The organism is Acinetobacter sp. SW-226 (assembly GCF_055632855.1).
In genome coordinates this window covers 1,487,281-1,513,758 of record NZ_CM145752.1, presented here as the reverse complement: position 1 = coordinate 1,513,758, position 26,478 = coordinate 1,487,281, and the positions used below count along the sequence as shown (strand labels likewise).

Below are 26,478 nucleotides of genomic sequence, written 5' to 3'. Positions count from 1 at the left end.
TTAAATATAAATATAAGTATTTTAGTCAACTTTAAAATGCTTAAATATTAGTTTATTTTTCATCACATAGAATCATTAAGTATTTGTATATAAACAAATTAATAATATATTTTTTATTTAAGTTTAAAGGCTATTTATTTTTTGTATGTTTTTGTTTAATAATATAAAGCAAGTTAAAAAAATAGGCTTTATGAAATGAGCTTAGTCCCCAAAAATCTCAATCAAAAAGTCACCAGAGAGATTATTGCCATTTTAATCATTAAAGTGATTATTTTAATGGTCATTAAGAACATCTGGTTCGACGCCCCAACGATTCCTAAAAATTTTGACAATCAAGTTGCTGAGCGTATTGCTGGCAATCCATCCCCAATCAAGGAGACACGTTGATGATTTCTGAAAGCGTGGTCGATCTCTCGCGGTTCCAGTTCGCTATGACCGCGATGTATCACTTTATTTTTGTTCCACTTACTATTGGTATGGCTTTTATTCTTGCCATTATGGAAACCACTTATGTGATTTCTGGCAAAGAAATTTATAAAGACATGACCAAATTCTGGGGAAAACTCTTCGGCATTAACTTTGCACTTGGGGTAACAACAGGTTTAACAATGGAGTTCCAGTTTGGTACAAACTGGGCGTACTACTCACATTATGTAGGCGACATTTTTGGCGCACCATTGGCAATCGAAGGCCTGATGGCTTTCTTCTTAGAGTCCACTTTTATTGGCCTATTCTTCTTTGGTTGGGATCGTCTTTCCAAAGTCCAGCATTTGGGTGTGACATGGTTGGTTGCGCTTGGCTCCAATATGTCAGCCCTCTGGATTTTGGTTGCTAACGGCTGGATGCAAAACCCTGTTGGTTCTAAATTTAACTACGAAACCATGCGTATGGAACTAGTCGATTTTGGTGCCCTCATTTTCAACCCCGTTGCTCAAGTTAAATTTGTACATACTGTATCTGCAGGTTATGTAACTGGTTCGATTTTCGTTCTCGCTATTTCCAGTTATTACTTACTGAAAAAACGAGACGTTCCTTTTGCCCGTCGTTCATTTGCTATTGCAGCCATCTTTGGCTTGGCATCAACCTTATCTGTCATTTTACTCGGTGATGAATCAGGCTATGAAATTGGTGATGTACAAAAGACTAAACTTGCTGCCATTGAAGCGGAATGGGATACACACCCTGCACCTGCATCCATTACTTTGTTTGGTATTCCAAATAAAGAAACAATGACCACAGATTATGCCGTGAAAATTCCATATGTGATGGGCATTATTGCGACACGCTCGTTGGACAAACAAGTAACAGGCATTAAAGACTTAATCGCACAGCATGAAGTCCGTATTCGTAATGGTATGGTTGCATATTCTCAACTAGAAAAGCTTCGTGCAGGTGACACATCACCCGAACTTCAAGCAGCCTTCGAACATTCTCAAAAAGATTTAGGCTACGGTCTACTTTTGAAAAAATATACACCAAATGTTGTAGACGCATCTGAAGATCAAATTAAAGCTGCCGCAAAAGATACAATTCCGCATGTACCAAGCTTATTCTGGGCATTCCGTGCCATGGTGGCGTCTGGTTTCTTAATGCTGTTGTTATTTGCCCTAGCAACCTTTGCTGTTGCAAAACGCAATGCAGAGAACAAACCATGGCTACTAAAATTTGCACTTTTCGCTCTGCCTCTACCATGGATTGCTGCGCAAACAGGTTGGTACGTTGCTGAAGTAGGTCGTCAGCCTTGGACGATTGGTGAGGTTTTACCTACACACTTGTCAGCATCAAGCTTAAGCACAGGTGATGTATGGGGTTCTATCGCTGCCTTAGCTGCGTTCTATACTGTACTTTTGATTATTGAAATGTATTTAATGATCAAATTCTCACGTCTTGGTCCAAGTTCGCTTCACACAGGTAAATACCATTTTGAAAAACTTGAAGCAGCTCGCAATGAGGAGACTCAAGCATGATCGAATATGAATTACTCAAAATTATCTGGTGGGTTTTAGTCGGCGTCCTGTTGATTGGCTTTGCCCTCACCGATGGCTTCGATATGGGCTCTATGGCGATCATGCCATTTGTAGGCAAAACAGATGAAGAACGTCGCGCAGCCATCAACACGATTGCTCCGCACTGGGATGGTAACCAAGTTTGGTTCATTACTGCGGGTGGTGCATTATTTGCAGCATGGCCTATGGTTTATGCAACCGCATTCTCAGGCATGTATTGGGCGCTACTTTTAGTTCTGTTTGCCCTATTCTTGCGACCTGTAGGCTTTGACTACCGCTCCAAACTACAAAATACCAAATGGCGTACATCATGGGACTGGGGTTTAGCAGTTGGTGGTGCTGTGCCTGCGTTAGTCTTTGGCGTAGCCTTTGGCAATATGTTCTTGGGTGTTCCATTCAATTTAGATGAAACAGTACGCTCAACTTACACAGGTAGCTTCTTTGCTCTACTCAACCCATTTGCTTTGGTCTGCGGCCTAGTCAGTTTATCTATGCTGTGTGCCCACGGCGGTGCATGGCTCATGCTCCGTACTGACGGTGACTTACGTAACCGCTCAGCACAAGCAACCAAACTGATGGGTATTGTTTACCTCATCTCGTTTCTTAGGTGCTGGTGCTTGGTTGTATTTTGGTGGGATCGAAGGTTATACCCTAGTGGCGCCATTTGATACCAACGGTGTTGCTAACCCATTAGCCAAAGAAGTGGTGACCAATGCCAATCCAGGTTGGATGAATAACTATTCAACTTACCCAATCACGATGATTGCACCTATTGCAGGCATCTTAGGTGGTCTAATCGTCGTTCTTGCTGCAAGCAAAAATAAAGCGGGCTTAAGTTTCTTAGGTTCAAGCTTAGCTGTTATTGGTGCAATTTTGACTGCTGGTTTTGCACTATTCCCATTCCTTATGCCATCAAGCATCAACCCTGTTGCAAGCTTGACCATGTGGGATGCAGTTTCAAGTAAAACGACGTTGACTGTAATGACCGTTGCAGCCTGTATCTTTGTCCCACTTATTTTGTGTTATACCACTTGGTGTTACTACAAAATGTGGGGTGTTATTACCAACACTCACATTAAAGAGAATTCACACAGCCTTTACTAAGGTTGTGTCTAAGGAGATCAAATTATGTGGTATTTTGCATGGATTCTCGGCATTTTAATGGCTTGCTTTGCTGGCGTATTGAGTGCTTTATATATTGAACATCATCAAGACCTTGATGAGGAATAAACCATGACAGACGTTGCTATGGAAAACCAAACTGTAGATAAAAAGCCGAACAAAATTGCGATGCTAATTTCCTGCCTGTTGGCCTTTCCACTTGCAGCGGTGTTGTTAGTTCATCCTGCTGCTATGTTGGATGACAATGGTCACTACAGCCACAGCGCACTGATGTATATCATGATTGGTATTTCAGGTGGCTTTATCCACGGCGTTGGCTTCGTGCCACGCCACTGGATTTGGAAATGGCTGTTTAGCCCGTTTCTATCGTGGCCACTAATGCTCTGGGGTTATTACACTTGGTTCTTCAGTTAAATAAAAAAGCCTTCATTTATTGAGGGCTTTTTTATTTGCATATGACAATTACATATCTGCAATCACACCTGTAATACCATTGATAATCATATCGACCGCGATGGTTCCAATCAGTAAGGCCGACAGTCGCCCAACGATATCAACATAACGGTCGATATATTTAGCATGCTTATAACGCAAATGATCATGTGCAAATTTCATTAAAATCATCAATGCGCAGGTTAACGTTAAAGTTAAGAAAATAATCATGGCTGCGCCACCAATCGGTAAAGATATACCTGTCACCACAGCAGCACTGATCGTACCTGGACCAATCATAAAAGGCATCGCAATGGTTCCTGCCAAATGCTCAGGTGCACCACGCATTTCACCAATGGTATCTGCCCCCTGAAACACGTAGCGATAACCAATCACCAAGAAGATCAGACCACCAAATATTTGAAAGGCTTCAAAGCGTACATTTAAATATTTACTAAAGATCGCTTCTCCGCCCCATGCAAACAGCATAAATACCACAAAGGCAATGAGACAACCCTGAATCAAGGCCTTATTAAACACTTTGGCTTCGGAGTTCCGAATCATGCCAATCATGTAAATACTCATTAAAAACGGATTCAACAATGAGAAGAACAAAGCAAAAGCATGTAAATATGAGGTCAACATGGTTCCTCCTAATTATCCTTGAGGATCTGGAAATAAGGGACGATTCCCCGGACTGATTCGATTGATATGTAAGAAAGTCATGTGGCGTTCATAACGATCCAGCACATCATTAATCACCTGCTCTTTGGTATAGCCGACTAGGTCGTTGCCTTGAGAGCCTTCATACAAATAGGTTTCAAGACGGTAATAGAAGCGTTTACCCAGTTTTCCGCGTTCACTAAAGGTCGGCGCGATATAACGTACTGGCCAAATTTGATAGACAAAGTTTTGTTCTTCTTCCAAATGAATCATCAAATCTAAATGATACAGATTTGGGTCTTCTTCTAAAGCACTCTCTTGAACACCGATGTCGATACCGCGTTTTTGCATTTCTTCTGCAACCGCCATCACTGCCGGTCGGCAAATATCATCTAGCATACGCCGAGTATCGGTTGTTCCTGGATGGTGCATGACTCGGGACAAGCGTTTTTTCCAGTTGAGAATGTCGACATTGCCCACCACGGGTGCTGCATTTAAACTGCTACTTGCTTGTCGGTAGTCTTCTAACCGCAGTGATTTATACAAACCTGCCATCACCAAGAACATCACAAAACTAAACGGCAACCCCATAATAATCGTGGCATTTTGCAGTGCCGTAATCCCATTAGCCATCAGCATGGCAAGGGTCAATAAGCCAATGGCTACAGCCCAGAATACGCTCAACCAGCGTGGTGCATCATGGTCGACATTGGTAAATTGAGTAGTGAAATTACCCAATACCAGTGCACCAGAGTCCGCCGAGGTCACATAAAACAATAAGCCTGTAATTGTGGCTACACCTGCAATAAACGGAAACCACGGATACTGTGCCAGCAAGTCATAAAAACCATGTGCAGGATTCGCAATCACACTTTGTGCAAGGGCTAAATTGCCATCAAAAATCACACTATGTAGCGCACTATTTCCAAATATTGATAACCACGTGAGTGTGAAAAATAAAGGAATAATGAGTGTCCCGCTGACAAACTCACGAATGGTTCGCCCACGCGAAATACGTGCTAAAAACAAACCTACAAATGGAGACCAAGCCACCCACCATGCCCAAAAAAACAAGGTCCAACTGTTCATCCATTCTTTCGGTTGTTGAAAGGCAAAACTTTCCAATGTCATACTTGGAAAACGGTTAATGTAATCCCCAATATTTTGCACAAAAGCATTTAGTAGAAATTCAGTATTGCCTAAAAACAAAATAAACAGCATCAACCCAACAGAGACATAGATATTGATCTCGGAGAGAACACGCAGTCCTTTATTGACTCCTGACGTCACTGAGATAATGGTCATGACAACCGCCACCCCAATTAATGCCGCTTGCATCCAGAGGTTCTCAGGTAAGTCAAACAGCACATGTAAACCATAGTTCAACTGTACCACCCCAATCCCGCAGGTGGTCGCAATACCAAAAATAGTCCCGATCACCGCAGCGGTATCGACACTATGACCGATTGGGCCATGAATCTTTTTCCCAAAAATTGGATAGAGTGCTGAGCGAATGGTCAGGGGTAAATTATAACGATAACTAAAATACCCTAATGCCATGCCAATCAAAGCATACATACACCATCCAGTGAGGCCATAGTGAAATAGCGTCCACACCATACCTTGACGTGCCGCTTCTAGGGTCTGCCCCTCACCCACAGGTGGATGCATATAGTGGGATAAAGGTTCCGCCACCGAGAAGAACATCAAGTCGATGCCGATCCCAGCTGAGAACAACATGGCAGACCAACTTAAAAGGCTAAATTCGGGCTTGGAATGTTTGGGGCCTAATTTGATGTTGCCATAGCGTGAACAGGCAATAAAAATCACAAACACCATGTATAGGGTGGCTGCGAGTAAGTAGTACCAACTAAAGGTAGAACTCACCCAAGCCAAGACCGTATTTAAGGTTCGATTGGCAAAGTCATTAAACAAAATGGTGGTAAGAGAAAAAATTAAAATAATGAGAGCTGAAATATAAAAGACCACACCATTTAAACGGTCTTTAGGCGCTAATGTTTGATCATCAACTGCTCTTGGATTATCTGTTGCCATACAATCCTCAAGAAAGTAAATAAAAAGACAAAAGCCAATTTTTAAACTTCTCGTGGTCGAGAGCTTAAAAATCGACTAACGAAAACGACAGTATTTTTATATGCAATAAAAATGCTATCTCTTTTAAACCCACAGGTCTAAATCATTTATTGGGTCGGTTTATTGGTACATATTAAAATATGTAAACCCGTTCCCTTTTCATCTATATCCCAATAGGAAACTTGTATCTTTCTCCCCACAAAATGACTATATGAGCTTTTGCCATCCTTAAAAAGTATAAAACCGTAATTTGCTTAAAATTTACACAAAATAAAACTACAGCTATTCATACCATTTATCTACCTGATAAATATAAATTTAGCTAAAAACCAAACCGCCAAATTGCTGACGCTTGCTGTGAATTTAAGCACCAGTGTACTTATTATTGATTGAACGTTCAATCAATAATAAGTATCATAAAAAAATGCTATGATACTTTCCATGTAAGTTATTGAATCTAACGCCTTTAAATTTAAGGCAAATTGTTCTGGATTGTGATGAATAAACGTAGAGTAAAACCTGAGCATGAGCGTCGTGAAGAAATTATCAATGCTGTCTATGCAGTCATTCACGAAGTAGGCTTATCCAACACCACCATTGCTCAAATTGCGAAAAAAGCACAGCTTTCTACGGGCATTGTGAGCCATTATTTTGGCGATAAACAAGGTCTTATTCACAGCTGCATGCGCCAAATGCTCAATGTCTTAGCCGAGACCACGGCAAGCTATAAGGCAAAGGTCGTGCAACCCAATCCAGAACATTTGCTCAAAGCCATTATTGATGCCAACTTTGACATCAGTCAGGTCAACAACACTGCTATGCGGGTTTGGCTAGATTTTTGGTCTGCCAGTATGCATCAAGCCGACTTAGGTCGCCTGCAACGAATAAATGATCAACGTCTTTATTCAAATTTGAAGTTTCATTTCTTGCAACTCATGCCGAGACCACAGGCAAGCCAAGCAGCTAAAGGGTTAGCAGCACTGATTGATGGATTATGGTTACGTGGAAGTTTAAGTGGTCATCAAGCATTTGATCGTGATTTGGCACGTTCTATTGCATACGACTATGTCGATATGCAACTTCGCTTAATTCAACAGATACGGCAGGAACAACAAAATGAGTAATGTACAGCTTCACTCGCTTTATATTCACGGACAATATTTCAATGCCACCAGTGGTCAAAGCTTTGACAGTATCAACCCTGCTACAGGTGAAGTCATTGCCACCATTCAACAAGCATCCAAAGCTGATGTCGATGCAGCCGTGCAAAGTGCTGTACAAGGACAGCGTGAATGGGCTGCCAAAACTGCGGTCGAACGTGCCCGTATTTTACGTCGTGCAGTCGATATTTTACGCGCTCGTAATGACGAGTTAGCTCGCCTAGAAACACTCGATACAGGTAAAGCATTCAGTGAAACCTCTACTGTCGATATTGTCACTGGTGCAGACGTTTTAGAATACTACGCGGGACTTGCAACTGCGATTCAAGGTGAGCAAGTGCCATTACGTGAAAGTAGTTTTTTCTACACGCGCCGTGAACCTTTAGGTGTGGTGGCAGGCATTGGCGCTTGGAATTATCCCATTCAAATTGCGCTATGGAAATCAGCTCCTGCCCTCGCTGCGGGGAATGCCATGATTTTTAAGCCCAGCGAAGTGACCCCTCTTACCGCCTTAAAACTAGCAGAGATTTATACTGAAGCGGGCGTACCCGCTGGGGTTTTCAACATTGTACAAGGTTTTGGTGCTGACGTCGGTCAATGGTTGACTGAACACCCAGACATTCAAAAAATTTCGTTCACAGGTGGTGTGGCAACGGGTAAAAAGGTCATGGCGAGTGCTGCGGCTTCTAGTCTCAAAGAAGTCACCATGGAGCTCGGTGGCAAATCACCTCTGATTATTTGTGCCGACGCCAACCTTGACCGCGCAGCCGATATTGCGGTGATGGCGAACTTCTTTAGTTCAGGTCAAGTGTGTACCAATGGCACCCGTGTGTTTGTACCGCAAACCCTCAAGACTGCATTTGAACAAGCCATTATTGCACGTGTCAAACGTATCCGTATGGGGGACCCTATGCAAGCTGAAACCAACTTTGGACCTTTAGTCAGCTTTCCCCATATGGAAAAAGTCTTGTCTTATATTGAGTCAGGCAAACAACAAGGTGCAACCTTATTGATGGGAGGACAACGTGCCACCAAAGCAACACTTGCTCAAGGTGCGTATGTATTACCAACCGTGTTTACCGACTGTCACGACGACATGCACATCGTGCAAGATGAAATCTTTGGTCCAGTTATGAGCATTTTAAGCTATGACAGTATTGAAGAAGCCATTCAACGTGCCAACAACACCAGTTATGGTTTAGCTGCGGGTGTGGTCACACAAGATATTTCCCAAGCGCATCGAATTATTCATCAGCTTGAGGCAGGTATTTGCTGGATCAATACTTGGGGCGAATCCCCTGCTGAAATGCCTGTAGGTGGTTATAAACAGTCGGGCGTTGGACGTGAAAATGGCATCACCACACTTGAACACTATACCCGCATCAAATCGGTTCAAGTTGAACTGGGCGAATACCAAAGTATTTTTTAAAGTCTGAATTTTAGCTATCTAAATCCTTACTTCCTTTTTTATTTATTCTTTTTTCATCCTCAACTCAACATGTGGTCACGTTCTCATGCAACGTGGCCCTGCCATAGAAAAAGGATCATTATGCATTCTCAACACTACGATTATATTATTATTGGCGCAGGTTCTGCAGGTAATGTACTGGCTGCTCGCTTAACCGAAGACCCAGATGTTTCGGTGCTCTTACTCGAAGCGGGTGGGCCTGATTATCGTCTCGACTTTCGCACCCAAATGCCCGCTGCTTTGGCTTATCCTTTGCAAGGGCGTCGTTATAACTGGGCATATTTAACCGACCCAGAACCCCACATGAACAACCGTCGTATGGAATGTGGACGCGGTAAAGGCTTAGGCGGTTCATCCCTAATTAATGGCATGTGTTATATCCGTGGAAATGCCATTGATTTAGAACAGTGGTCAACCCTTAAAGGTCTTGAAGACTGGAGCTATGCGGACTGTCTTCCTTACTACAAAAAGGCTGAAACCCGTGATATTGGTGGCAATGATTATCATGGTGATGCTGGCCCTGTTTCTGTTGCCACGCCTAAAGCAGACAATAACGTTTTATTCCACGCCATGGTTGAAGCGGGTGTGCAAGCAGGCTATCCACGCACCGATGATTTAAATGGTTATCAACAAGAAGGTTTCGGCCCAATGGATCGAACCGTAACCCCCAAAGGTCGACGTTCAAGCACCGCACGTGGCTATTTGGATATGGCCAAAGGTCGCGCGAATCTAACTATTACTACCCATGCCATGACCAATCAAATTTTGTTTAATGGCAAACAAGCGATTGGTGTTGAATATATTCAAGGAGCGAATCAAAACAACTTGCTTCAGGTCTATGCCAATAAGGAAGTTCTACTTTGTGCCGGTGCGATTGCATCACCGCAAATTTTGCAACGTTCAGGTGTGGGTTCAAGCACCTTACTTCAATCTCTCGACATTCCAGTTGTACACGACTTACCGGGTGTAGGTGAAAACTTGCAAGATCATTTAGAAATGTACTTACAATATAAGTGCACGCAACCCGTTTCTCTCTACCCTGCTTTAAAATGGCAAAACCAACCTGCGATTGGTGCAGAGTGGCTATTTAACGGTACTGGGATTGGAGCAAGCAACCAGTTTGAAGCAGGTGGCTTTATTCGATCATCCAAAGAGTTTGCTTGGCCAAATATTCAATATCACTTTTTACCTGTTGCAATTAACTATAATGGTAGCAATGCTGTCAAAGAACATGGCTTCCAAGCCCATGTCGGTTCGATGCGCTCACCTTCACGCGGTCGAGTACATGTGACCTCTAAGAATCCTTTCGACCATCCAAGTATTTTATTTAACTACATGTCGACAGAACAAGACTGGCAGGAATTTCGTGATGCCATCCGTATTACTCGAGAAATCATGCAACAACCTGCGCTTGATCCTTATCGAGGCGAAGAAATCAGCCCTGGAACAGAGATACAAACCGACGCTGAATTGGACGAGTTTGTACGTAATCATGCTGAAACGGCTTATCATCCATCCTGTAGTTGTAAAATGGGGGAAGATGATATGGCGGTAGTCGATGGACAAGGTCGTGTACACGGGATGCAAAATTTACGTGTTGTTGATGCGTCGATTATGCCGCTCATTATCACAGGTAACTTAAATGCAACGACCATTATGATGGCTGAGAAAATCGCGGATCAAATACGTGGTCACCAAGCTTTACCACGTTCAACTGCTCCATTTTATCGCGCCGAAATCGCATAAATCTTAATGGCGTAAAACCTGACCTTTTATTTAACTTTAGGATAATAAGGTCAGGCAATTATTCATATTTTCTAAAACAACATAATCACAACTTACTTTATTTTTAGGACTTACTTTCCAACTCAACTTATACATTTAAACGTTAAAAAAATTGGACTCTTGTATAGATATTCAACATCTGTATTTTAAATACAGAAATTACACCTAAATAAAACTCAATAAAAACAATGAATAAAAACAAACATCACTGATATTTATAATTTAACCGAACTCATTTACAATAAAAATTACTAAGTCAATACATATTTAGTCTAAAATACCCATAAATCAAAAATGCGTGATAGCTTAAAAAGTTAATCTTTGGCTGCTTGAGCTTTTAAGTATTACTTCAATTCTGCCAAGCTAATTTTTTACAAGCATCTCTATCACCATAATTGTTATTTTCTCTTCGCTATAAAGCGATCCAAAACCTGTCCCCAAGGTCATAATCGCATGAACAAATTTTTAAAATACCTTTTGGTATTAATCGTACTGCTTATTATTGCAGTCGTAATTTTCTTATTTAGACCCGTCACGTCTAAAAAAATTCAAACCACCAGCAACGAGCCTGTTGTTGACGCAGTCTTAGTTGGTGGTGGCATCATGAGTGCAACCCTAGGCACATACCTTAGTGAACTTGAGCCAAACTGGCAAATTCGCATGTATGAACGCCTAGACAAAGTTGCACAAGAAAGCTCTAATGGCTTCAACAATGCAGGCACAGGTCACTCTGGCTTTATGGAAATGAACTACACCTCTGAAAAAGATGGGAAAATGGACATTACCAAAGCTGTAAAAGTGGCTGAACAATTTGAAGTTGCAAAACAGTTCTGGTCTTATCAAGTCAAAGAAGGTGTTTTGAGACAACCCAATAGTTTCATCAACCCTGTACCGCACATTGCTTTCGTTTGGGGCGATAACGTGAATTTCCTCGAAAAACGTTACGCTGCAATGGTTAAAAACCCAATGTTTTATGGTATGAAATTCTCTGAGAATCCTGCTGAAATTAAACAATGGGCACCTTTGGTGATGAATGGCCGTGATACTGCACAGAAAGTAGCTGCAACACGCATGGATGTAGGCTCGGATGTAAACTATGGTTCGATCACCACTCAATTGGTCGATCACCTTAAAAAACAATCTAACTTCAAACTACAAACATCGACTGAAGTGACTGGTATTAGTCAAAACGATGATAAAACTTGGACTGTTGCATTTAAAAACCTCACTACAGGTAAAACAGATCACGTGAAAACGCGCTTTGTCTTTATTGGTGCAGGCGGTGCAGCGGTTAAACTTTTACAAATGACAGGCTTACCAGAAGCAAAGCAATATGCTGGCTTCCCTGTAGGTGGCGTGTTCTTAATGACCGACAACCCGAAAGTCACCGAAGGCCATACTGCAAAAGTTTATGGTCGTGCTGAATTAGGCGCACCTCCAATGTCTGTTCCACATATTGATACTCGTTATATCGACGGTAAAAAATATGTGTTGTTTGGCCCATTTGCGACTTATTCAAACAAGTTCTTAAAACAAGGTTCTCAGCTTGATTTATTGAAATCAACCACTAAGAACAACGTTTTACCCATGACTGCTGTGGGCATGGAAAATCTTGATTTGGTCAAATACTTAGTTAGCCAAGTCATGATGACCGATGAAGACCGTTTTAATGAATTAAGAAAATACTATCCTGATGCAAAACCAGAAGACTGGCGCATGAATCAAGGTGGTCAACGTGTTCAAATCATTAAGAAAGAACCAGGCAAACCCGCAAGCTTGCAATTTGGTACCGAGATTTTTGCCTCACAGGACGGTGCTGTTACTGCCCTATTAGGTGCGTCCCCTGGTGCTTCGACCTCTCCTTATATTATGTTGAGCTTGCTTGAAAAAGCATTCCCTCAGCAAGTAGCAGGTAAATGGAATCCGAAATTACATGAAATTGTAAAATCGTACCAACAAGAACTCAGCACCAATCCTGTACTTCTTGACCAAGTTCGCCAATACACCAGCACAACCCTAGGTTTGAAATACACACCTATGGCTAAAGCTGCAAATGACGAAACTGCTGCGGTAGCAAAAGCACAGTAATCTGCTTTAAACCCTAAAAAGGATGGACTTTGCGCCATCCTTTTTTTAAGTCATATTTAAAATTATTCTGTTTATGTCTCTTTTCCATTCCAACGCTTTTTTGGCTTTTCGTTCACGTGATTTTTCACTTCTGAGTGTCAATCAGTTGTGCTTAATTCTAGCCATCATGATTCAAGAAGTCGTCATTGCTTACAGCGTTTACCAACTCACTCAGAATCCACTGAGCCTCGGTATGATTGCCTTAATTGAGTTACTGCCGTTCATTTGCCTCTCCCTGATTAGTGGTGACTGGGCTGACCGCTATAACCGACAAAAAATTGTGCAGTGGAGTTTTAGCTGTAGCACTCTAATTCCCTTACTATTTATTGTTCTTTTTTCTCAGTACCAACGACAGCACATTCAACAAAATACACTTTTATGTGGCATTTATAGCCTCATCTTTTGCTTAGGCATACTTAGAGGCATTTACAGCCCATCATTTAATTCATTACGCCCGTTTCTCACCCCAGAGCCAGCCTATAGCAATGCAGCCGCTTGGACGGCACTCATTTGGCAAATGGGCGGAATTTTAGCACCCTTATGTGCAGGACTTTTACTCGGCCAACTTGGGCTTGAAAAAACCCTCTTTATTGTTTTTTTCTTATGTTGCATGGGTAGCATCTGCTTATTCGGATTAAGTCCTCGTCAATTCCCTAGCCCGCATAAACAGCATTTAAGCAAAAGCTTAAAAGAGGCCTATGTGTTTATCTTTAAACATCCACTGATGTTTTGGAGCATGTTGCTGGATCTCAGCGCCATGCTTTTTTGTAGTGTTATTATCTTACTACCTATTTTTGCACACGATATCCTGCATCTAGGCGTTGAAGGCTTAGGCATACTCAGAGCTGCACCTGCGATGGGTGCCTGTATCATGATGTTGGTGCTGACCTGTTATTCTCCAATGCAAAATGCATGGAGAAACATGCTCTATAGTAGTTTTGCCATTGCTTTGTGCACTTTAGCTTTCGCACTATCCTCTCATCTTTGGCTCTCAGTCTTCTTCCTTGTTTTAATCGGCGCCTTTGATAGCATCAGCATGGTCATTCGCCAAACCTTATTACAACAGCTCCCACCGAAAGCACTATTAGGGCGTGTAGCAGCTTTAAATGGCATCTTAGTGACTTCAGGCAATCAACTCGGCGCACTACACATGAGCCTGATGACACGTTATTTTTCTGTGGTGCCAGCCGTCCTTATTGGTGGGACACTATGCTTAATGATTTGTGGTCTAAGTTCAACTCGTACGCGACATTTACTCAGAGTATCTCCAACACGGAAAAAGCATGCCACCGCCACAAGAAGCGAATAGCATGTTAAGCTTCAAATCCTCTTTTAATACGATGTGAGTTTTCAATAGAGCAAATTATGAAACAGATTCTCCCCTTTTCACACACTCTCTATGCCAGACTCTATTCTTTCTTACTCTCCGTGTTGCTGGCTTATTGCCTATTTAATGCAATCTATAGTGTGATTATTGGTGGAAAAAGCGCGTACCTTTTTAGTGGCCTGGTTTTAATTTTTCAAACCATCCTTGTTTTTAAAGCATCATTAAATAAAAAGATCTATAACGTTTTGGGATTGATTGGACTTATTTTATGTCTGGTTTATTTACATCATTGGGCATTTCTTTTTCAGCATGAAAGTATTGCGATTCTTCCCTCAGTCATACTCGCCCTACTTAGCTTAGGCTATTTTTCACGGCAACATTTGCGTTTAAATGTATTGAAGTTGGCTTTAATTTTTGGGCTGTTTGTACTGGCTTATACGCAACACCATGACTTGAACACTCTACAAAACTACTATAATAGCTTGCATACAGGCGAAACATGGCAACAGTATGGTGCTTTATAAAACCTAAAAATACAGCCTAGTTTTCTCAGCATGACATAAGTTTTAAATACAAAAAAAGCCAGCAATAGTGCTGGCTTGATTCTTTTAGACTTTAGCGATGGGTATGGATTGACATTACAATGCCCATACTGGCCAACATCGTAATCACCGCCGTTCCACCATAACTCATCAACGGTAAAGGGTCACCTGTTACTGGTAAAATTCCGCTCACCATCCCTGAGTTTAATAATACGAAGAAAAAGAACGTTAAGCCCACAGCACCCGCATATAAACGACCAAAATTATGAAAGCTGTTCATACCAATAATCAAACAACGAATAATAATTGCGGCAAATAAGCTAAACAGCAAAAACACCCCAATAAAACCAAACTCTTCTGCATAGGTCGACATAATGAAATCGGTATGATGCTCTGGCAAATATCCCAAATGTGACTGTGTACCTTCAGTGAAGCCCTTACCCATTAAGCCACCTGAACCAATGGCAATCTTGGATTGGATAATATTCCAACCCGCACCCAATGCATCTGACTCAGGATCAAATAAAGTTAGCACTCGCTTTTTCTGATATTCTTGTAAAAAGAACATCCACAGCAAAGGTGTAGCAACAGCCAAAGCACCACAGGCCAAAGCAATCAGACGCCAAGAAATACCACTGAGGAAAATGACACACACCCCAGGAATCAAGAGACCTAAGTTCAAGTCAGGTTGCAAAGCCGCCAATAAAAACGGCAACATCATGATGCCCAACGAAATCACAATGTGCATAAACTTCGGTGGAAAAGCACGACCTGCGAAGTACCACGCCATCATTAAAGGCATGGCAAACTTCATAAACTCAGAAGGCTGCATACTGCCTATACCCGGCAGACTGATCCAGCGCCTTGCTCCCATTCGAGTTTCACCCACAACCAAGACCAGTACCATCAAAATCACTGCGAAGATGAAAAAATAAGGACTAATGGCCTGATAGACTTTGGGTGGAATTTGCGCACAGATAATCATCACAATGAAGCCTACAGCAAAACTGGTGGCTTGGCGAAATACCATCCCCATATCTTGTGCTGAGGCACTATAGATTACCAGCAAGCCCAAAATGGCATTTAAAATAAGAAAACATAAAAGCCATGGATCTAAATGTAGTTTAGCCCAACGAGATGAGTCATGTTTAATGCTTCTGCCGTCACGTAAAGACTGACGTAAAAAACGATACTGTTGTGATGGTATCATTTGCGTAATTTGAATGAGCTAAAGACAGGGCAAATTATAAGTTTAAAGTGTTTTAGATAACATCATTCAAACCCATATTTCTGTAGTTTTAACCCAATAAACCCAATTATTTTTTTATTGTGCTGCTAAAATGAGGCGTGCAAGCTCTAGGTCATCAGGATAGGTAATTTTAATATTATCGGAGCGGCCTTGTACAACCTGAACGGGTTGACCTACAAACTCCAAAGCACTAGCTTCGTCGGTAATGACTGCATTTGCTACAAGTGCATGCTCAATGGCTGACTTCAAAACACCCAGTTTAGCAATCTGTGGGGTTTGTGCCTGCCAAAGCTGTGAACGGTCAATCGTTTCTTGAATATTTTGCGCTGAGACCACTCGCTTTAAAGTATCTCTAACAGGAATCGCTAAAATCGCCCCTGTATTGAACTGAATAGCAGTATCAACCAGTTGCCATAGACAATCCTGCGTTACACATGGACGTGCTGCATCATGCACAAAGACCCAGTCGTCAGCATTAGCGATTGTGGAAAGATAATTGAGCGCATTGAGCACCGAGTTTACACGCTCGGCACCACCTTCACAGAAATGTGCTTTTTCCATATTGGTAAAAGGCAAACTTTGAGCAACATCATCATCTGAACTAATCGCCAAAACATAGCCTTGTAAAGGTAAATGATTTAGACGAGAAACTGTATGCTCAAGCACAGTTTTTTGACCAATCATTTGGTATTGTTTCAGCTCTGATTTAGAGAAACGACTTCCAGAACCTGCAGCAGGAATAATCGCCCACAATTTATGGGGTAGCTGGAGGGAGTTCAGGCTCATCGTCTTCATTGGTCCGCAAATCAATTTGGGCGTTTGGATTAATATAAACAGGTTTATATTGAGTACTGATGGTACTCATTTGAATAAACGTTTCACGCGGTTTAATTAAACCCAAGTCTAAGCGCGCATGCTCTTCAATGGCCTCAATACCATTCTTCAAATCATACACTTCTGCCGCTAAGACACGATTACGTTCTTTTAAATCGTTATTAATTTCAGTTTGTTGTTGGATTTTTTGTGTGAGTTGCAAATGGTCTTGATAACCACCCTCACCAAACCAGTATAAATACTGAAACCCTGCGATCAAAATGATCGCAAGGCCTAGTAGTACTTTACTCATCAACGAGTCGAATACATTGAACATTGACATCAGTCGCTTAGTTTAAACCTTTAAACTCAGCTTTACCGCGGTAAGCAGCATTTGTCAATTCTTCAATACGAAGCAATTGGTTGTATTTCGCTACGCGGTCAGAACGGCAAAGTGAACCTGTCTTGATTTGACCAGCAGCAGTACCTACCGCAAGATCCGCAATAGTAGAATCTTCAGTTTCACCAGAACGGTGAGAGATTACTGTAGAGTAACCATTTGCTTTCGCAAGGTAGATTGCATCTAGAGTTTCAGTCAACGTACCGATTTGGTTGTATTTGATTAGAATAGAGTTACCTACTTTCTCATTAATACCACGTTGAAGGATTTTTGGGTTTGTAACGAACAAGTCATCACCCACCAACTGGATTTTATCACCAAGGATAGATGTCAAGTAAGACCAACCTTCCCAATCTGACTCATCTAAACCATCTTCAATAGAGATAATTGGATATTGGTTTACAAGGCCCGCTAAATAGTCAGAGAACTGGTTGCTTGTGAATGCTTTATTGCCTTCACCAGCAAGGATGTACTGACCATTTTTGTAAAATTCTGAAGATGCACAGTCAAGCGCAAGCATAATATCAGAACCTGCTTTGTAACCAGTTTGACCAATCGCTTCAAGAATAACAGTGATCGCTTCTTCGTTTGAACGTAAGTTCGGTGCAAAACCACCTTCATCGCCTACAGCAGTGTTTAAACCTTTTTTGTTTAAAACTGATTTTAGAGAATGGAAGATTTCCGCACCCGCACGAAGCGCTTCAGAGAATGAAGTAAAACCTACAGGCTCAATCATGAACTCTTGGATGTCGACGTTGTTATCTGCATGCGAACCACCATTGATGATGTTCATCATTGGTACAGGCATAGTCAAAGTAGTTTGACCGCGTAAGTCTGCGATGTATTGGAAAAGAGGAATTTTCTTTTCATCAGCAGCAGCACGTGCAGCAGCTAGCGATACCGCTAAAGTTGCATTTGCACCCAATTTTTCTTTGTTTTCAGTACCATCAAGCGCGATCATCGTGTTGTCGATGTCTTTTTGTTCAAATACTGATTTACCCACTAGAGCATCACGGATCAAAGTGTTTACGTTATTAACCGCATTTTTAACACCCTTACCCAAATAGCGTGCTTTGTCGCCATCACGAAGTTCTAAAGCTTCACGAGAACCAGTTGAAGCACCAGATGGTGCACATGCACGGCCAACTACGCCAGATGCTAAGATTACGTCTGCTTCGATGGTTGGGTTACCACGAGAGTCCAAAATTTCACGTGCACGGATGTCAACGATTTGGCTCATGAACAATTCCTCAGTAGATTAATAACGAGATGCTTTAGATAGCACCAATGAGTTTATAATTTAGTGTGTATCTAACTTTTTGAAACCTTTAACCAAGGTATCCAATTCTTTGAGTTGTGCTAAGAATGGCTCAAGCTGAGACATACGTAATGCACATGGACCATCACACTTGGCTTTTTCTGGATCTGGATGTGCTTCCAAGAATAGACCAGCTAAACCTGTTGCCATACCTGCACGAGCGAGCGTCGTGATTTGCGCACGACGACCACCCGCAGAATCCGAGCGACCACCTGGTGTTTGAAGCGCATGAGTCACATCAAAAAACACAGGGACATTCATTTCTTTCATGATGTCAAAGCCCAACATGTCTACAACCAAATTGTTATAGCCAAATGCTGAACCACGTTCACAAATAATGAGTTTGTCATTTCCTGCCTCTAAACACTTATGCAAGATATGACGCATTTCGTGTGGTGCAAGAAATTGTGCTTTTTTAATGTTGATAATGGCATCTGTTTTTGCCATCGCTTCAACCAAATCAGTCTGACGACTCAAAAAAGCAGGAAGTTGGATAATGTCTGCAACTTCAGCTACAGGTGCAGCTTGGTAAGGCTCATGTACATCTGTAATGATAGGCACATTGAAGTGTTTTTTAATGTCAGCTAACCACTCAATTCCTTTTTCTAGGCCTGGACCTCGAAACGAGTTCAAGCTCGAACGGTTGGCTTTATCAAAGCTCGCTTTAAATACGTAAGGAATCTCCAAACGCTTACAGATATCGACATAAGTCTCTGCAATTTCAAAAGCCAAGTCTTTAGACTCAAGTACATTCATGCCGCCGAATAGTACAAATGGCAAGTGGTTTGCCATTTGTATATCACCTAAACGTACAATTTCTTGTGGTTTTAATTGTGACATTTAAACTTCCTAGTTTATTTATTAACCCAGATTACTTTGCTTTTTTATGCTGTGTTTTAGCAGCGTCAATAAAACTAGCAAATAATGGGTGTCCATCACGTGGTGAACTTGTAAATTCTGGGTGGAATTGTACAGCAATAAACCAAGGATGTTGAGGAATTTCAACTGTTTCTACCAAGTGCTGCACTGGTGAGTAACCAGAAACTTTCATCCCAGCCTCTTCAAGCGCAGGAATAAAACGGTTATTCATCTCATAGCGGTGACGGTGACGCTCAATAATGTCTGCTGAACCATACACTTCACGTGTTTTTGTGCCTTCAACCAATTCTGATTTTTGAGCACCCAAACGCATCGTACCACCAAGGTCAGAATCAACATTACGCTGTTGAACTTCGCCGCGCTCATCTAACCATTCAGTAATGAGACCAATTAATGGAGATTTTGTTGAACGGTTAAATTCAGTAGACGTTGCATCACTAATGCCAGCAACATTGCGCGCATATTCAATCACAGCCAACTGCATACCTAAACAGATACCTAAGAATGGAACACCGTTTTCACGTGCGAATCTAATCGCTTGCATTTTCCCTTCAGTACCACGCTCACCAAAACCACCTGGCACCAAGATTGCGTCCATATCTTTTAATACTTCGCTTACATCTTGGCTTTCAAGTTCTTCAGCATTGACATAGTCAATTTGCACTTTAACGCGATTCTGAATGCCTGCATGTAATAGTGCTTCATTGACAGACTTATAAGCATCTGGCAGTTCAACATATTTACCCACCATTGCAACACGTACAGTGTATTCAGGGTTAAGTAATGCCTCTACGACATTATCCCAGTCCGTCAAGTCAGCTTCAGGCAAGTCGTTAAAACCAAAACGTTCACAAATTAAATCATCAACATTTTGTTCGTAGAAGGTACGTGGAATTTGGTAAATGCTACGCGCATCTTTACACACCACAACTGCACGTGCTTCAACGTTGGTAAACAAAGCAATTTTACGGGTCGTGTCTGCATCAACATCGTGTTCAGTACGACAGATTAAAATGTCGGGTTGAATACCAATTGATAGCAGTTCTTTTACCGAGTGCTGCGTTGGTTTTGTTTTCAACTCTGCCGCAGATTTGATATATGGAAGCAAAGTTAAGTGCATAAGCATGGTGCGCTTATGACCTAGCTCAACCATGAGTTGACGTACAGATTCCATGAATGGGAGAGATTCGATGTCACCTACTGTGCCGCCAATTTCAACAATCGCAACGTCATAACCTTCGCCGGCACGAAGTACACGCTCTTTGATGTTGTCTGTAATGTGTGGAATAACTTGAACAGTTCCACCAAGGTAGTCACCACGGCGTTCTTTATTTAAAACGTCTTGGTATACGCGACCAGAAGTAAAGTTATTTAACTTGGTCATTTTCGCACGACGCAAGAAACGTTCGTAATAACCCAAGTCTAAATCGGTTTCTGCACCATCCTCTGTGACAAAAACTTCACCATGTTGGAATGGGCTCATAGTCCCTGGATCGACATTAATGTATGGATCCATTTTTACCATGGTTACTTTTAATCCACGGGCTTCTAAAAGCGCAGCAACTGAAGCAGCTGAAATACCTTTACCTAGTGATGAAACTACACCACCAGTCACGAAAATAAAATGGGTCATTGGGTTTCTCGTACAATCGAGCCTAATTCGGCCTGCAATGTTGCGCAATTTTACTTTACCTTGCACCAATAAAGCAAAGTCAATCCGCATCAATTCATAGAACAATAAACAATTGGATATTCTATCAGCATTTGGCAGATAAAATTAAGCTAAGTTCATAGGATTTTCATCTTGCATTTTGCTGTTATACTAGTGAAATCCCTCAAACACTCAATTTTGTGTAATTATGAATAAAAAACTTTTAATTTGTGGTGCAATTGCAGCAGGTTTACTATTAACAGCATGTGTAAAGAAAGAAGCACCTAAAGAAGATGAACAAGAACAAGTTGAAGTAACAACAGAGCAACAACAACCTGTTGAACTTCAACCCTTAGAAGCATCAGAACCTGAGATTCCAGCACAAGTTGAAGTGATTCGCGAAGAAACGCCGAATACCACCACTGAAATACGTCGTGAAACACCAGCACCTGCTCCAACAGCAGAGCCTGCACCTAAAGCAGAGGCACCAAAGGCTGAAGAAAAACCAACGCAAGCGCGCCCAAGCAATACAAACCCAAATACACAAACTGAAGATGATGCAGTTGCAGCTGCCATTGCAGCAGCGACGCCAGCTTTAGAAAACTAATCATCTCAATACTGATGATCATAAAAAAACCCGATCTCAATCGGGTTTTTTTATTGTTGCCTGATAACTTATAAATAGTCTTTTAATTTTTCTGCAAGAAAGTCGATAAACAAGCGAATACGTTTGGGGACATAATTTTGCTGATAATAAACCGCATGTATTTTTTGTTCATGTATTTTTATTTCATTTTCAAATAAAGCGACAAAACGCCCTTCCTGAATATCTTTTTCAACCATAAAACGTGATAAACAAGCAATGCCCACACCCTCTAGTGCCAACTGACGGACTGTTTCACCATTGGAACATTTTATTTTCGCCTGAATGGTCAACGGCTCATCCTCAAGCTGAATAGGCCACGTATTTAAATGTGCAGGTTGGCTAAAACCAAGCAAAGTATGTGAGCTTAATTCTACGGTCTTTTTCGGCATTCCTTGTTTTTGGATATATTCAGGGCTTGCCACTATATATAAACGACTTTTACAAAGCAGCTTGGCATGTAAGCTTGAATCTGCCAACTCACCAAACCGAATCGCGACATCGGTTTTATGTTCAAGTAAGTCTATGACCTGATCATGATTGGTAATTTCTATATCAATTTTTGGATGACGCTGCATAAACTCCTCAATCAGCGGCACAATCACATGCAGTACAAAAGGCGTTGCTGAATCAATCCGAATCAAACCAGACGCCTCCGCATCAGTATTTTGCAGACTCTCTTCAGCTTCGGTCAGATCGAGTAAAATCTTACGCGCCTTTAGCAGGAACTGCTGCCCTTCATAAGTCAGCTTGAGCTTCCGTGTCGTTCGCTCCAGCAAAGTCACATTCAACTTCGACTCTAAACGTTGCAATGCACGGCTAACACCCGATGTGGTTTGATCCAACTGCTGCGCAGCTTTGACAATAGAACCACTATCAACAATGCTCACAAAAGCCGTTAATTCTTCTATGGTTGATTTCATGTTCAATTATTGATTATTAGTCAATAATATTTTGCAAATTACCCAGTTTTTAAGCAAGACCTTTTTCTACAAAATAGCCTCATTCCATGAAACAAGTTATCGAGTAAAAAATGAATATCGTTCCTCAATTCGGCGTAGGCACTTTCCGTTTAACAGGTGATACCGTCATTCAGTCTGTGAAAACTGCACTAGAAGTCGGTTATCGCGCAGTCGATACTGCACAAATCTATGGTAATGAAGCCGAAGTTGGTCAAGCTATTGAGCTGAGTGGTATCAATCGTCAAGATCTTTTTCTCACCACAAAAATTTGGACGGAAAATTATTCAGCCGAAAAATTGATTCCAAGTTTAAAAGAAAGTTTGAATAAATTAAAAACCGATGCAGTAAATCTAACCTTGATCCACTGGCCTGCCCCAAGTACAGGTGTAAATATTGCAGAACTCATGCAGAATTTATTGGAAGCAAAACAACAAGGTTTGACCGAACACATTGGTATTTCTAACTTCAATATTGAGCTGACTCAACAGGCAATAGAGAGTATTGGGTTAGAAAATATCGCAACCAACCAAATTGAGCTCAGCCCCTATCTACAAAACCATAAGTTGGTTGATTTCCTCCAAGCCCAAAACATTGATGTCACTTCATATATGACACTGGCTTACGGTAAGGTTTTGCATGATCCAATTCTAATGCAGATCGCGCAGCAACATCAGGTATCCACTGCACAAATTAGCTTAGCTTGGGCATTACAACGTGGTTTTGCAGTCATACCCTCTTCAACCAAACGCGAACACTTGATATCCAACTTAAAGGCACAAGAGATTCAACTCTCGACTGAAGAAATGATGGCAATTACGCAATTAGACCGAAATCAACGTGAAGTGAATCCTGAAGGATTAGCTCCCATTTGGGATTGAGCATCGCTATGAAAATTAATTTTCCACTTTTAGCGCTTGCAGTGGGTGCTTTTGCCATTGGAACCACCGAGTTTTCACCCATGGGCTTTTTGCCTGAAATTGCCAATGATTTGTCCGTGTCAATTCCACAAGCTGGACTGCTGATTAGTGCTTATGCAGTAGGCGTCATGATTGGGGCTCCGCTCATGACCTTATGGCTGGCACGCTTTCCTAAGAAAACAGCTTTAATCCTATTGATGGCAATTTTTACGATCGGAAATGTGTTGGCAACCGTTGCGCCTGATTATATAAGCCTGATGGGAGCACGTTTAATGACCAGTTTAAACCATGGCGCATTCTTCGGTTTAGGTTCAGTCGTAGCCTCAAGTGTAGTGCCTAAAGACAAACAAGCCAGTGCGGTCGCTATGATGTTTATGGGCCTCACCATTGCCAATATTGGCGGTGTCCCACTTGCAACGTGGCTCAGTCAAAATACCAGTTGGCGCGTGGCTTTTGCTGCAATTTCAATCTTAGGCATCATGACCATGTTGGCACTATGGAAAGCGCTTCCACAAGATCACGATGTGGTTAAACCGAATGTGGCAAAAGAATTGCGTGTTTTAACGCGTGCGCCTGTTCTACTTGCCTTACTAACCACGGTCATGAGCGCGGGCGCCATGTTTGCGTTGTATACCTACATTGCTCCGAGCCTACACGTATTTATGCATGCATCACCACAAACCATCACATTGATGTTGGTTTTAATCGGGATCGGTTTCTCGATTGGTAACCATTTTGGCGGAAAGTTTGCCGATCTATCCTTAGAGAAAACCCTGATAGGCTTCCTTGTCCTGTTAATGCTGATGATGCTTATTTTCCCTGTACTAGCGCAAACAACTACTGGTGCAGCGATTGGCTTGGTGATTTGGGGTGCGGCGGCATTTGCGGTTGTACCGCCACTGCAAATGCGCGTCATGTCGGTCGCAGAAGATGCGCCTGGACTCGCCTCTTCAGTCAACATTGGTGCGTTTAACTTAGGTAATGCCTTAGGTGCCTTTGCAGGTGCAACGGTACTGAGTCTGCAACTCAGCTATGCAGCAGTTTCATATACAGGTGCCGCGCTCAGCTTTATGGCCTTGATCTTGGTTTTTCTACAGATGAGGTTCGGTCTCAGCAAGAAAACCTGTGAAGCCCTTTAAGCCATTACACTGCTGAACCAATCAAAAAGACCTACACTGCTGTAGGTCTTTTTATATTTAGTGTTTTTGTTGTTCCAGTTTCAAAAAGTCCGCAATCAACTTGGTTGCCCAAGACTCGGTATTGAGCGCCCCTTCATAGAAACCACAATGACTGCCCTTTTTCGTCGTCACTACAGCAATATTCGGCATTTTTTGAATCATATCTTTATACGGTTCAAAGTTCTTAATGTGACAGACAGGATCATCCTCTGCATTTAAAATCAGCAATGGAATGGCGACATTTTCAAATACATAGATTGGATTTGTGGCTTGGTTATAACTGTCATAGTCTACATAACCCGCCATTTCATAATAACTCGACTCAAATTCGGCCAAGGTTTTGGTCATTAAGACTTGAGATACAGAAGCTGTTTGTTGCCACGTTTGCTGGTAAGGAAAAATAAATTTCTTAAACAGTTTCTTGGTCATGACTTTACTGTAAAAGGGATGTACATTTACAAAACCTAGCTCCGTATTATAGCCTGGGCACAGGGCAAAAGCCGCTTTAAAAGGGGTTTGATTACCCTCTTCTCCCAAATAACGCACTAAAAGCCCCGTGCCCGCAGAAGAACCTACGGCAAAAAGAGTTGAAGTTGGAAATGTGCTTTGAATAAAGGCAATTTGTTCACGTAAATCATCAGTTGAACCGAAAAGATTCATTTTCGGTACAGGCATAGGTAGGTCAGCATGACCACGACGTAAACAGAGTGCAATGCGCCAACCTGTATAGCGATTTAAGTCACGTACCACCTCACGCATACTTTCAGGCGAACCTGTAATCGTATGCATGACCACAACCGTTGGCGTCGCTTCAGGTAAGTCATAACCGAACCACATAATGCCTGTGACCCCACCGTCTTGCATCTCTAATTGATCAAAATGATCATACTCTAATTGAATCCGACGCTTGCGAATCACATCAAAATACAAAAGATGGGCATGCGTGTTGGATAACCACGGCGTCGGTCGGTACTTTTGTTGAAGCTGTGGTAGTGCACCTATCGTCTCTTGAATTTGCCCTTGCGGATTAAGAAAAAGTTTCGGGTGTTCCGCACCAGTTACTCGATCCAATGCCGTTTGACGTAATTGATTTAGCAAACTGAACACAGCATTCATATCAATACCTTCTTTTCCTATCTTTCTTAGTGATGCATCAATTTTCGTGCCTAACTATAAATATCAAGTAACACCTTTATCATCCAGCTTGAGGTGCAAACGCTGCCATTCGCTGTCCCATTTGTACAGCTAAGGCCTCTAGCCCCGACTTAGGACGAATCATCACTTCAAAATCTACAATTTGACCTTGCTCATTAAAACGAATCATGTCAATCCCTTTGAGCTTTTTTTCGCCTACATTGGCTGAAAACTCAAGAACGACACTTAAACCATCTTCTGTAAAAAATTCACGGTGGTAAGTAAAGTTTTCAAAAACCTGAATCACATTACTCAAAATAAAAAAAACAACTTGCTTCCCTGAGTAAGGATTAAAAGCCACTGGAGAGCGAAACACGACGTCTTCGGCCAAGAGCTCACTTAAAGTACTCATATCACGGTTGTTGATCATCTCATGCCAACGTTGCAGTGCTTGTTTTGTTATTGCTATGCTCATTATTCTATCCCTATGAATTTGAATGCTTTTAATAAAGCAAATGAAGACAGTTTGACCTTCTAGAAAAGGTAGAGGTGAGGAAAAATACTCATATTTCTGACAACACCTCTCATCCCCCTCCTTAAAGGGGAGG

Annotated in this window: 24 protein-coding genes and 1 pseudogene; 14 read left to right on the top strand and 11 right to left on the bottom strand. The window is 41.8% G+C overall.

Features of this window, described 5'->3' with window-relative positions; genetic code table 11:
- The first annotated feature begins 195 nt into the window (after positions 1-195).
- The 5 genes and pseudogenes from cydP (at position 196) to ACZ8ZH_RS07305 (ending at position 3,542) form a co-directional block, all read left to right on the top strand.
- Positions 196-387: a cytochrome oxidase putative small subunit CydP gene (gene cydP, locus ACZ8ZH_RS07325; RefSeq protein WP_086207570.1), complete on the top strand. Its 192-nt coding sequence runs from the start codon at positions 196-198 to the stop codon at positions 385-387.
- Positions 387-1,967 carry a cytochrome ubiquinol oxidase subunit I gene (locus tag ACZ8ZH_RS07320; RefSeq protein WP_110974113.1) on the top strand — a complete coding sequence of 527 codons (1,581 nt, stop codon included), beginning with the start codon at positions 387-389 and terminating at the stop codon, positions 1,965-1,967. Before cydP ends, ACZ8ZH_RS07320 begins: the two co-directional genes overlap by 1 nt.
- Positions 1,964-3,110: pseudogene (gene cydB, locus ACZ8ZH_RS07315) on the top strand (cytochrome d ubiquinol oxidase subunit II). Before ACZ8ZH_RS07320 ends, cydB begins: the two are co-directional and overlap by 4 nt.
- A gap of 24 nt (positions 3,111-3,134) precedes the next feature.
- The gene (cydX, locus tag ACZ8ZH_RS07310) at positions 3,135-3,236 is read left to right on the top strand and encodes a cytochrome bd-I oxidase subunit CydX (protein ID WP_002120988.1); all 102 of its coding nucleotides are present in this window, start codon (positions 3,135-3,137) and stop codon (positions 3,234-3,236) included.
- A gap of 3 nt (positions 3,237-3,239) precedes the next feature.
- Positions 3,240-3,542 carry a cyd operon YbgE family protein gene (locus ACZ8ZH_RS07305; RefSeq protein ID WP_086207573.1) on the top strand — a complete coding sequence of 101 codons (303 nt, stop codon included), beginning with the start codon at positions 3,240-3,242 and terminating at the stop codon, positions 3,540-3,542.
- A 48-nt stretch (positions 3,543-3,590) separates the two neighbouring features.
- Here the strand turns inward: ACZ8ZH_RS07305 and ACZ8ZH_RS07300 are convergent, their stop codons facing one another.
- Together ACZ8ZH_RS07300 and ACZ8ZH_RS07295 are read right to left on the bottom strand one after the other, a co-directional pair.
- The gene (locus tag ACZ8ZH_RS07300; protein ID WP_086207574.1) at positions 3,591-4,205 is read right to left on the bottom strand and encodes a MarC family protein; all 615 of its coding nucleotides are present in this window, start codon (positions 4,203-4,205) and stop codon (positions 3,591-3,593) included.
- A 12-nt stretch (positions 4,206-4,217) separates the two neighbouring features.
- Entirely contained in the window at positions 4,218-6,278 is a 2,061-nt protein-coding gene (locus tag ACZ8ZH_RS07295; protein ID WP_119062809.1) for a choline transporter, read from the bottom strand.
- Positions 6,279-6,814: 536 nt separating this feature from the next.
- On the opposite strand from ACZ8ZH_RS07295, the gene betI reads away from it, so the two are divergent.
- From betI to ACZ8ZH_RS07265, 6 genes are all read left to right on the top strand, one after another.
- A complete protein-coding gene (gene betI, locus ACZ8ZH_RS07290) occupies positions 6,815-7,441 on the top strand; it encodes a transcriptional regulator BetI (RefSeq protein WP_470247893.1) in 627 nt (208 codons plus the stop codon).
- Positions 7,434-8,906: a betaine-aldehyde dehydrogenase gene (betB, locus tag ACZ8ZH_RS07285; RefSeq protein ID WP_119062810.1), complete on the top strand. Its 1,473-nt coding sequence runs from the start codon at positions 7,434-7,436 to the stop codon at positions 8,904-8,906. The genes betI and betB overlap by 8 nt, the downstream gene beginning before the upstream one ends.
- A 120-nt stretch (positions 8,907-9,026) precedes the next feature.
- Positions 9,027-10,691, top strand: a complete 1,665-nt coding sequence (gene betA, locus ACZ8ZH_RS07280; RefSeq protein WP_470247892.1) for a choline dehydrogenase — start codon at positions 9,027-9,029, stop codon at positions 10,689-10,691.
- A gap of 492 nt (positions 10,692-11,183) precedes the next feature.
- Positions 11,184-12,818, top strand: a complete 1,635-nt coding sequence (mqo, locus tag ACZ8ZH_RS07275; RefSeq protein WP_119062812.1) for a malate dehydrogenase (quinone) — start codon at positions 11,184-11,186, stop codon at positions 12,816-12,818.
- A 73-nt stretch (positions 12,819-12,891) separates the two neighbouring features.
- Positions 12,892-14,166: an MFS transporter gene (locus tag ACZ8ZH_RS07270; protein ID WP_119062813.1), complete on the top strand. Its 1,275-nt coding sequence runs from the start codon at positions 12,892-12,894 to the stop codon at positions 14,164-14,166.
- A gap of 56 nt (positions 14,167-14,222) precedes the next feature.
- The gene (locus tag ACZ8ZH_RS07265) at positions 14,223-14,708 is read left to right on the top strand and encodes a hypothetical protein (RefSeq protein WP_119062814.1); all 486 of its coding nucleotides are present in this window, start codon (positions 14,223-14,225) and stop codon (positions 14,706-14,708) included.
- Between the two features lie 91 nt (positions 14,709-14,799).
- On the opposite strand, the gene rodA is transcribed toward ACZ8ZH_RS07265, so the two are convergent.
- The 6 genes from rodA to ACZ8ZH_RS07235 form a co-directional block, all read right to left on the bottom strand.
- The gene (rodA, locus tag ACZ8ZH_RS07260) at positions 14,800-15,936 is read right to left on the bottom strand and encodes a rod shape-determining protein RodA (RefSeq protein WP_086207582.1); all 1,137 of its coding nucleotides are present in this window, start codon (positions 15,934-15,936) and stop codon (positions 14,800-14,802) included.
- 114 nt (positions 15,937-16,050) lie between these two features.
- Positions 16,051-16,761, bottom strand: a complete 711-nt coding sequence (gene ispD / locus ACZ8ZH_RS07255; RefSeq protein ID WP_395578789.1) for a 2-C-methyl-D-erythritol 4-phosphate cytidylyltransferase — start codon at positions 16,759-16,761, stop codon at positions 16,051-16,053.
- Entirely contained in the window at positions 16,730-17,131 is a 402-nt protein-coding gene (locus ACZ8ZH_RS07250) for a septum formation initiator family protein (RefSeq protein WP_086207584.1), read from the bottom strand. The genes ispD and ACZ8ZH_RS07250 overlap by 32 nt, the downstream gene beginning before the upstream one ends.
- Before the next feature lie 7 nt (positions 17,132-17,138).
- A complete protein-coding gene (gene eno, locus ACZ8ZH_RS07245; protein ID WP_110974122.1) occupies positions 17,139-18,428 on the bottom strand; it encodes a phosphopyruvate hydratase in 1,290 nt (429 codons plus the stop codon).
- A 60-nt stretch (positions 18,429-18,488) separates the two neighbouring features.
- Complete coding sequence (gene kdsA, locus ACZ8ZH_RS07240) at positions 18,489-19,346, bottom strand: 3-deoxy-8-phosphooctulonate synthase (RefSeq protein ID WP_086207586.1); 858 nt, start codon at positions 19,344-19,346, stop codon at positions 18,489-18,491.
- A gap of 31 nt (positions 19,347-19,377) precedes the next feature.
- Complete coding sequence (locus tag ACZ8ZH_RS07235; RefSeq protein WP_086208223.1) at positions 19,378-21,018, bottom strand: CTP synthase; 1,641 nt, start codon at positions 21,016-21,018, stop codon at positions 19,378-19,380.
- Between the two features lie 226 nt (positions 21,019-21,244).
- Here ACZ8ZH_RS07235 and ACZ8ZH_RS07230 point away from each other — a divergent pair, with 226 nt between their 5' ends.
- A complete protein-coding gene (locus tag ACZ8ZH_RS07230) occupies positions 21,245-21,643 on the top strand; it encodes an internalin (RefSeq protein WP_119062816.1) in 399 nt (132 codons plus the stop codon).
- A gap of 68 nt (positions 21,644-21,711) precedes the next feature.
- Here the strand turns inward: ACZ8ZH_RS07230 and ACZ8ZH_RS07225 are convergent, their stop codons facing one another.
- Positions 21,712-22,602 (bottom strand): LysR family transcriptional regulator, encoded by an 891-nt coding sequence (locus tag ACZ8ZH_RS07225; RefSeq protein ID WP_010326969.1) that lies wholly within the window; start codon positions 22,600-22,602, stop codon positions 21,712-21,714.
- A gap of 110 nt (positions 22,603-22,712) precedes the next feature.
- Here ACZ8ZH_RS07225 and dkgB point away from each other — a divergent pair, with 110 nt between their 5' ends.
- Together dkgB and ACZ8ZH_RS07215 are read left to right on the top strand one after the other, a co-directional pair.
- Positions 22,713-23,519 (top strand): 2,5-didehydrogluconate reductase DkgB, encoded by an 807-nt coding sequence (dkgB, locus tag ACZ8ZH_RS07220; protein WP_119062817.1) that lies wholly within the window; start codon positions 22,713-22,715, stop codon positions 23,517-23,519.
- Between the two features lie 8 nt (positions 23,520-23,527).
- Entirely contained in the window at positions 23,528-24,697 is a 1,170-nt protein-coding gene (locus tag ACZ8ZH_RS07215) for an MFS transporter (RefSeq protein ID WP_119062818.1), read from the top strand.
- A gap of 57 nt (positions 24,698-24,754) precedes the next feature.
- Here ACZ8ZH_RS07215 and ACZ8ZH_RS07210 read toward each other — a convergent pair whose 3' ends face one another.
- Both ACZ8ZH_RS07210 and ACZ8ZH_RS07205 read right to left on the bottom strand, forming a co-directional pair.
- Entirely contained in the window at positions 24,755-25,852 is a 1,098-nt protein-coding gene (locus ACZ8ZH_RS07210; RefSeq protein ID WP_119062819.1) for a YheT family hydrolase, read from the bottom strand.
- A gap of 79 nt (positions 25,853-25,931) precedes the next feature.
- Complete coding sequence (locus ACZ8ZH_RS07205) at positions 25,932-26,345, bottom strand: nuclear transport factor 2 family protein (RefSeq protein ID WP_119062820.1); 414 nt, start codon at positions 26,343-26,345, stop codon at positions 25,932-25,934.
- Positions 26,346-26,478: the final 133 nt, after the last annotated feature.

Coding starts and splice junctions, on each gene's coding strand:
- mqo (WP_119062812.1), top strand. CDS start 11,184: ATGAACAAATTTTTAAAATACCTTTTGGTATTAATCGTACTGCTTATT.
- ACZ8ZH_RS07210 (WP_119062819.1), bottom strand. CDS start 25,852: ATGAATGCTGTGTTCAGTTTGCTAAATCAATTACGTCAAACGGCATTG.
- ACZ8ZH_RS07320 (WP_110974113.1), top strand. CDS start 387: ATGATTTCTGAAAGCGTGGTCGATCTCTCGCGGTTCCAGTTCGCTATG.
- betA (WP_470247892.1), top strand. CDS start 9,027: ATGCATTCTCAACACTACGATTATATTATTATTGGCGCAGGTTCTGCA.
- ACZ8ZH_RS07295 (WP_119062809.1), bottom strand. CDS start 6,278: ATGGCAACAGATAATCCAAGAGCAGTTGATGATCAAACATTAGCGCCT.
- ACZ8ZH_RS07205 (WP_119062820.1), bottom strand. CDS start 26,345: ATGAGCATAGCAATAACAAAACAAGCACTGCAACGTTGGCATGAGATG.
- ACZ8ZH_RS07305 (WP_086207573.1), top strand. CDS start 3,240: ATGACAGACGTTGCTATGGAAAACCAAACTGTAGATAAAAAGCCGAAC.
- ACZ8ZH_RS07235 (WP_086208223.1), bottom strand. CDS start 21,018: ATGACCCATTTTATTTTCGTGACTGGTGGTGTAGTTTCATCACTAGGT.
- ACZ8ZH_RS07250 (WP_086207584.1), bottom strand. CDS start 17,131: ATGTCAATGTTCAATGTATTCGACTCGTTGATGAGTAAAGTACTACTA.
- ispD (WP_395578789.1), bottom strand. CDS start 16,761: ATGAGCCTGAACTCCCTCCAGCTACCCCATAAATTGTGGGCGATTATT.
- cydP (WP_086207570.1), top strand. CDS start 196: ATGAGCTTAGTCCCCAAAAATCTCAATCAAAAAGTCACCAGAGAGATT.
- eno (WP_110974122.1), bottom strand. CDS start 18,428: ATGAGCCAAATCGTTGACATCCGTGCACGTGAAATTTTGGACTCTCGT.
- betB (WP_119062810.1), top strand. CDS start 7,434: ATGAGTAATGTACAGCTTCACTCGCTTTATATTCACGGACAATATTTC.
- ACZ8ZH_RS07270 (WP_119062813.1), top strand. CDS start 12,892: ATGTCTCTTTTCCATTCCAACGCTTTTTTGGCTTTTCGTTCACGTGAT.
- kdsA (WP_086207586.1), bottom strand. CDS start 19,346: ATGTCACAATTAAAACCACAAGAAATTGTACGTTTAGGTGATATACAA.
- ACZ8ZH_RS07265 (WP_119062814.1), top strand. CDS start 14,223: ATGAAACAGATTCTCCCCTTTTCACACACTCTCTATGCCAGACTCTAT.
- dkgB (WP_119062817.1), top strand. CDS start 22,713: ATGAATATCGTTCCTCAATTCGGCGTAGGCACTTTCCGTTTAACAGGT.
- ACZ8ZH_RS07230 (WP_119062816.1), top strand. CDS start 21,245: ATGAATAAAAAACTTTTAATTTGTGGTGCAATTGCAGCAGGTTTACTA.
- betI (WP_470247893.1), top strand. CDS start 6,815: ATGAATAAACGTAGAGTAAAACCTGAGCATGAGCGTCGTGAAGAAATT.
- ACZ8ZH_RS07225 (WP_010326969.1), bottom strand. CDS start 22,602: ATGAAATCAACCATAGAAGAATTAACGGCTTTTGTGAGCATTGTTGAT.
- ACZ8ZH_RS07215 (WP_119062818.1), top strand. CDS start 23,528: ATGAAAATTAATTTTCCACTTTTAGCGCTTGCAGTGGGTGCTTTTGCC.
- rodA (WP_086207582.1), bottom strand. CDS start 15,936: ATGATACCATCACAACAGTATCGTTTTTTACGTCAGTCTTTACGTGAC.
- cydX (WP_002120988.1), top strand. CDS start 3,135: ATGTGGTATTTTGCATGGATTCTCGGCATTTTAATGGCTTGCTTTGCT.
- ACZ8ZH_RS07300 (WP_086207574.1), bottom strand. CDS start 4,205: ATGTTGACCTCATATTTACATGCTTTTGCTTTGTTCTTCTCATTGTTG.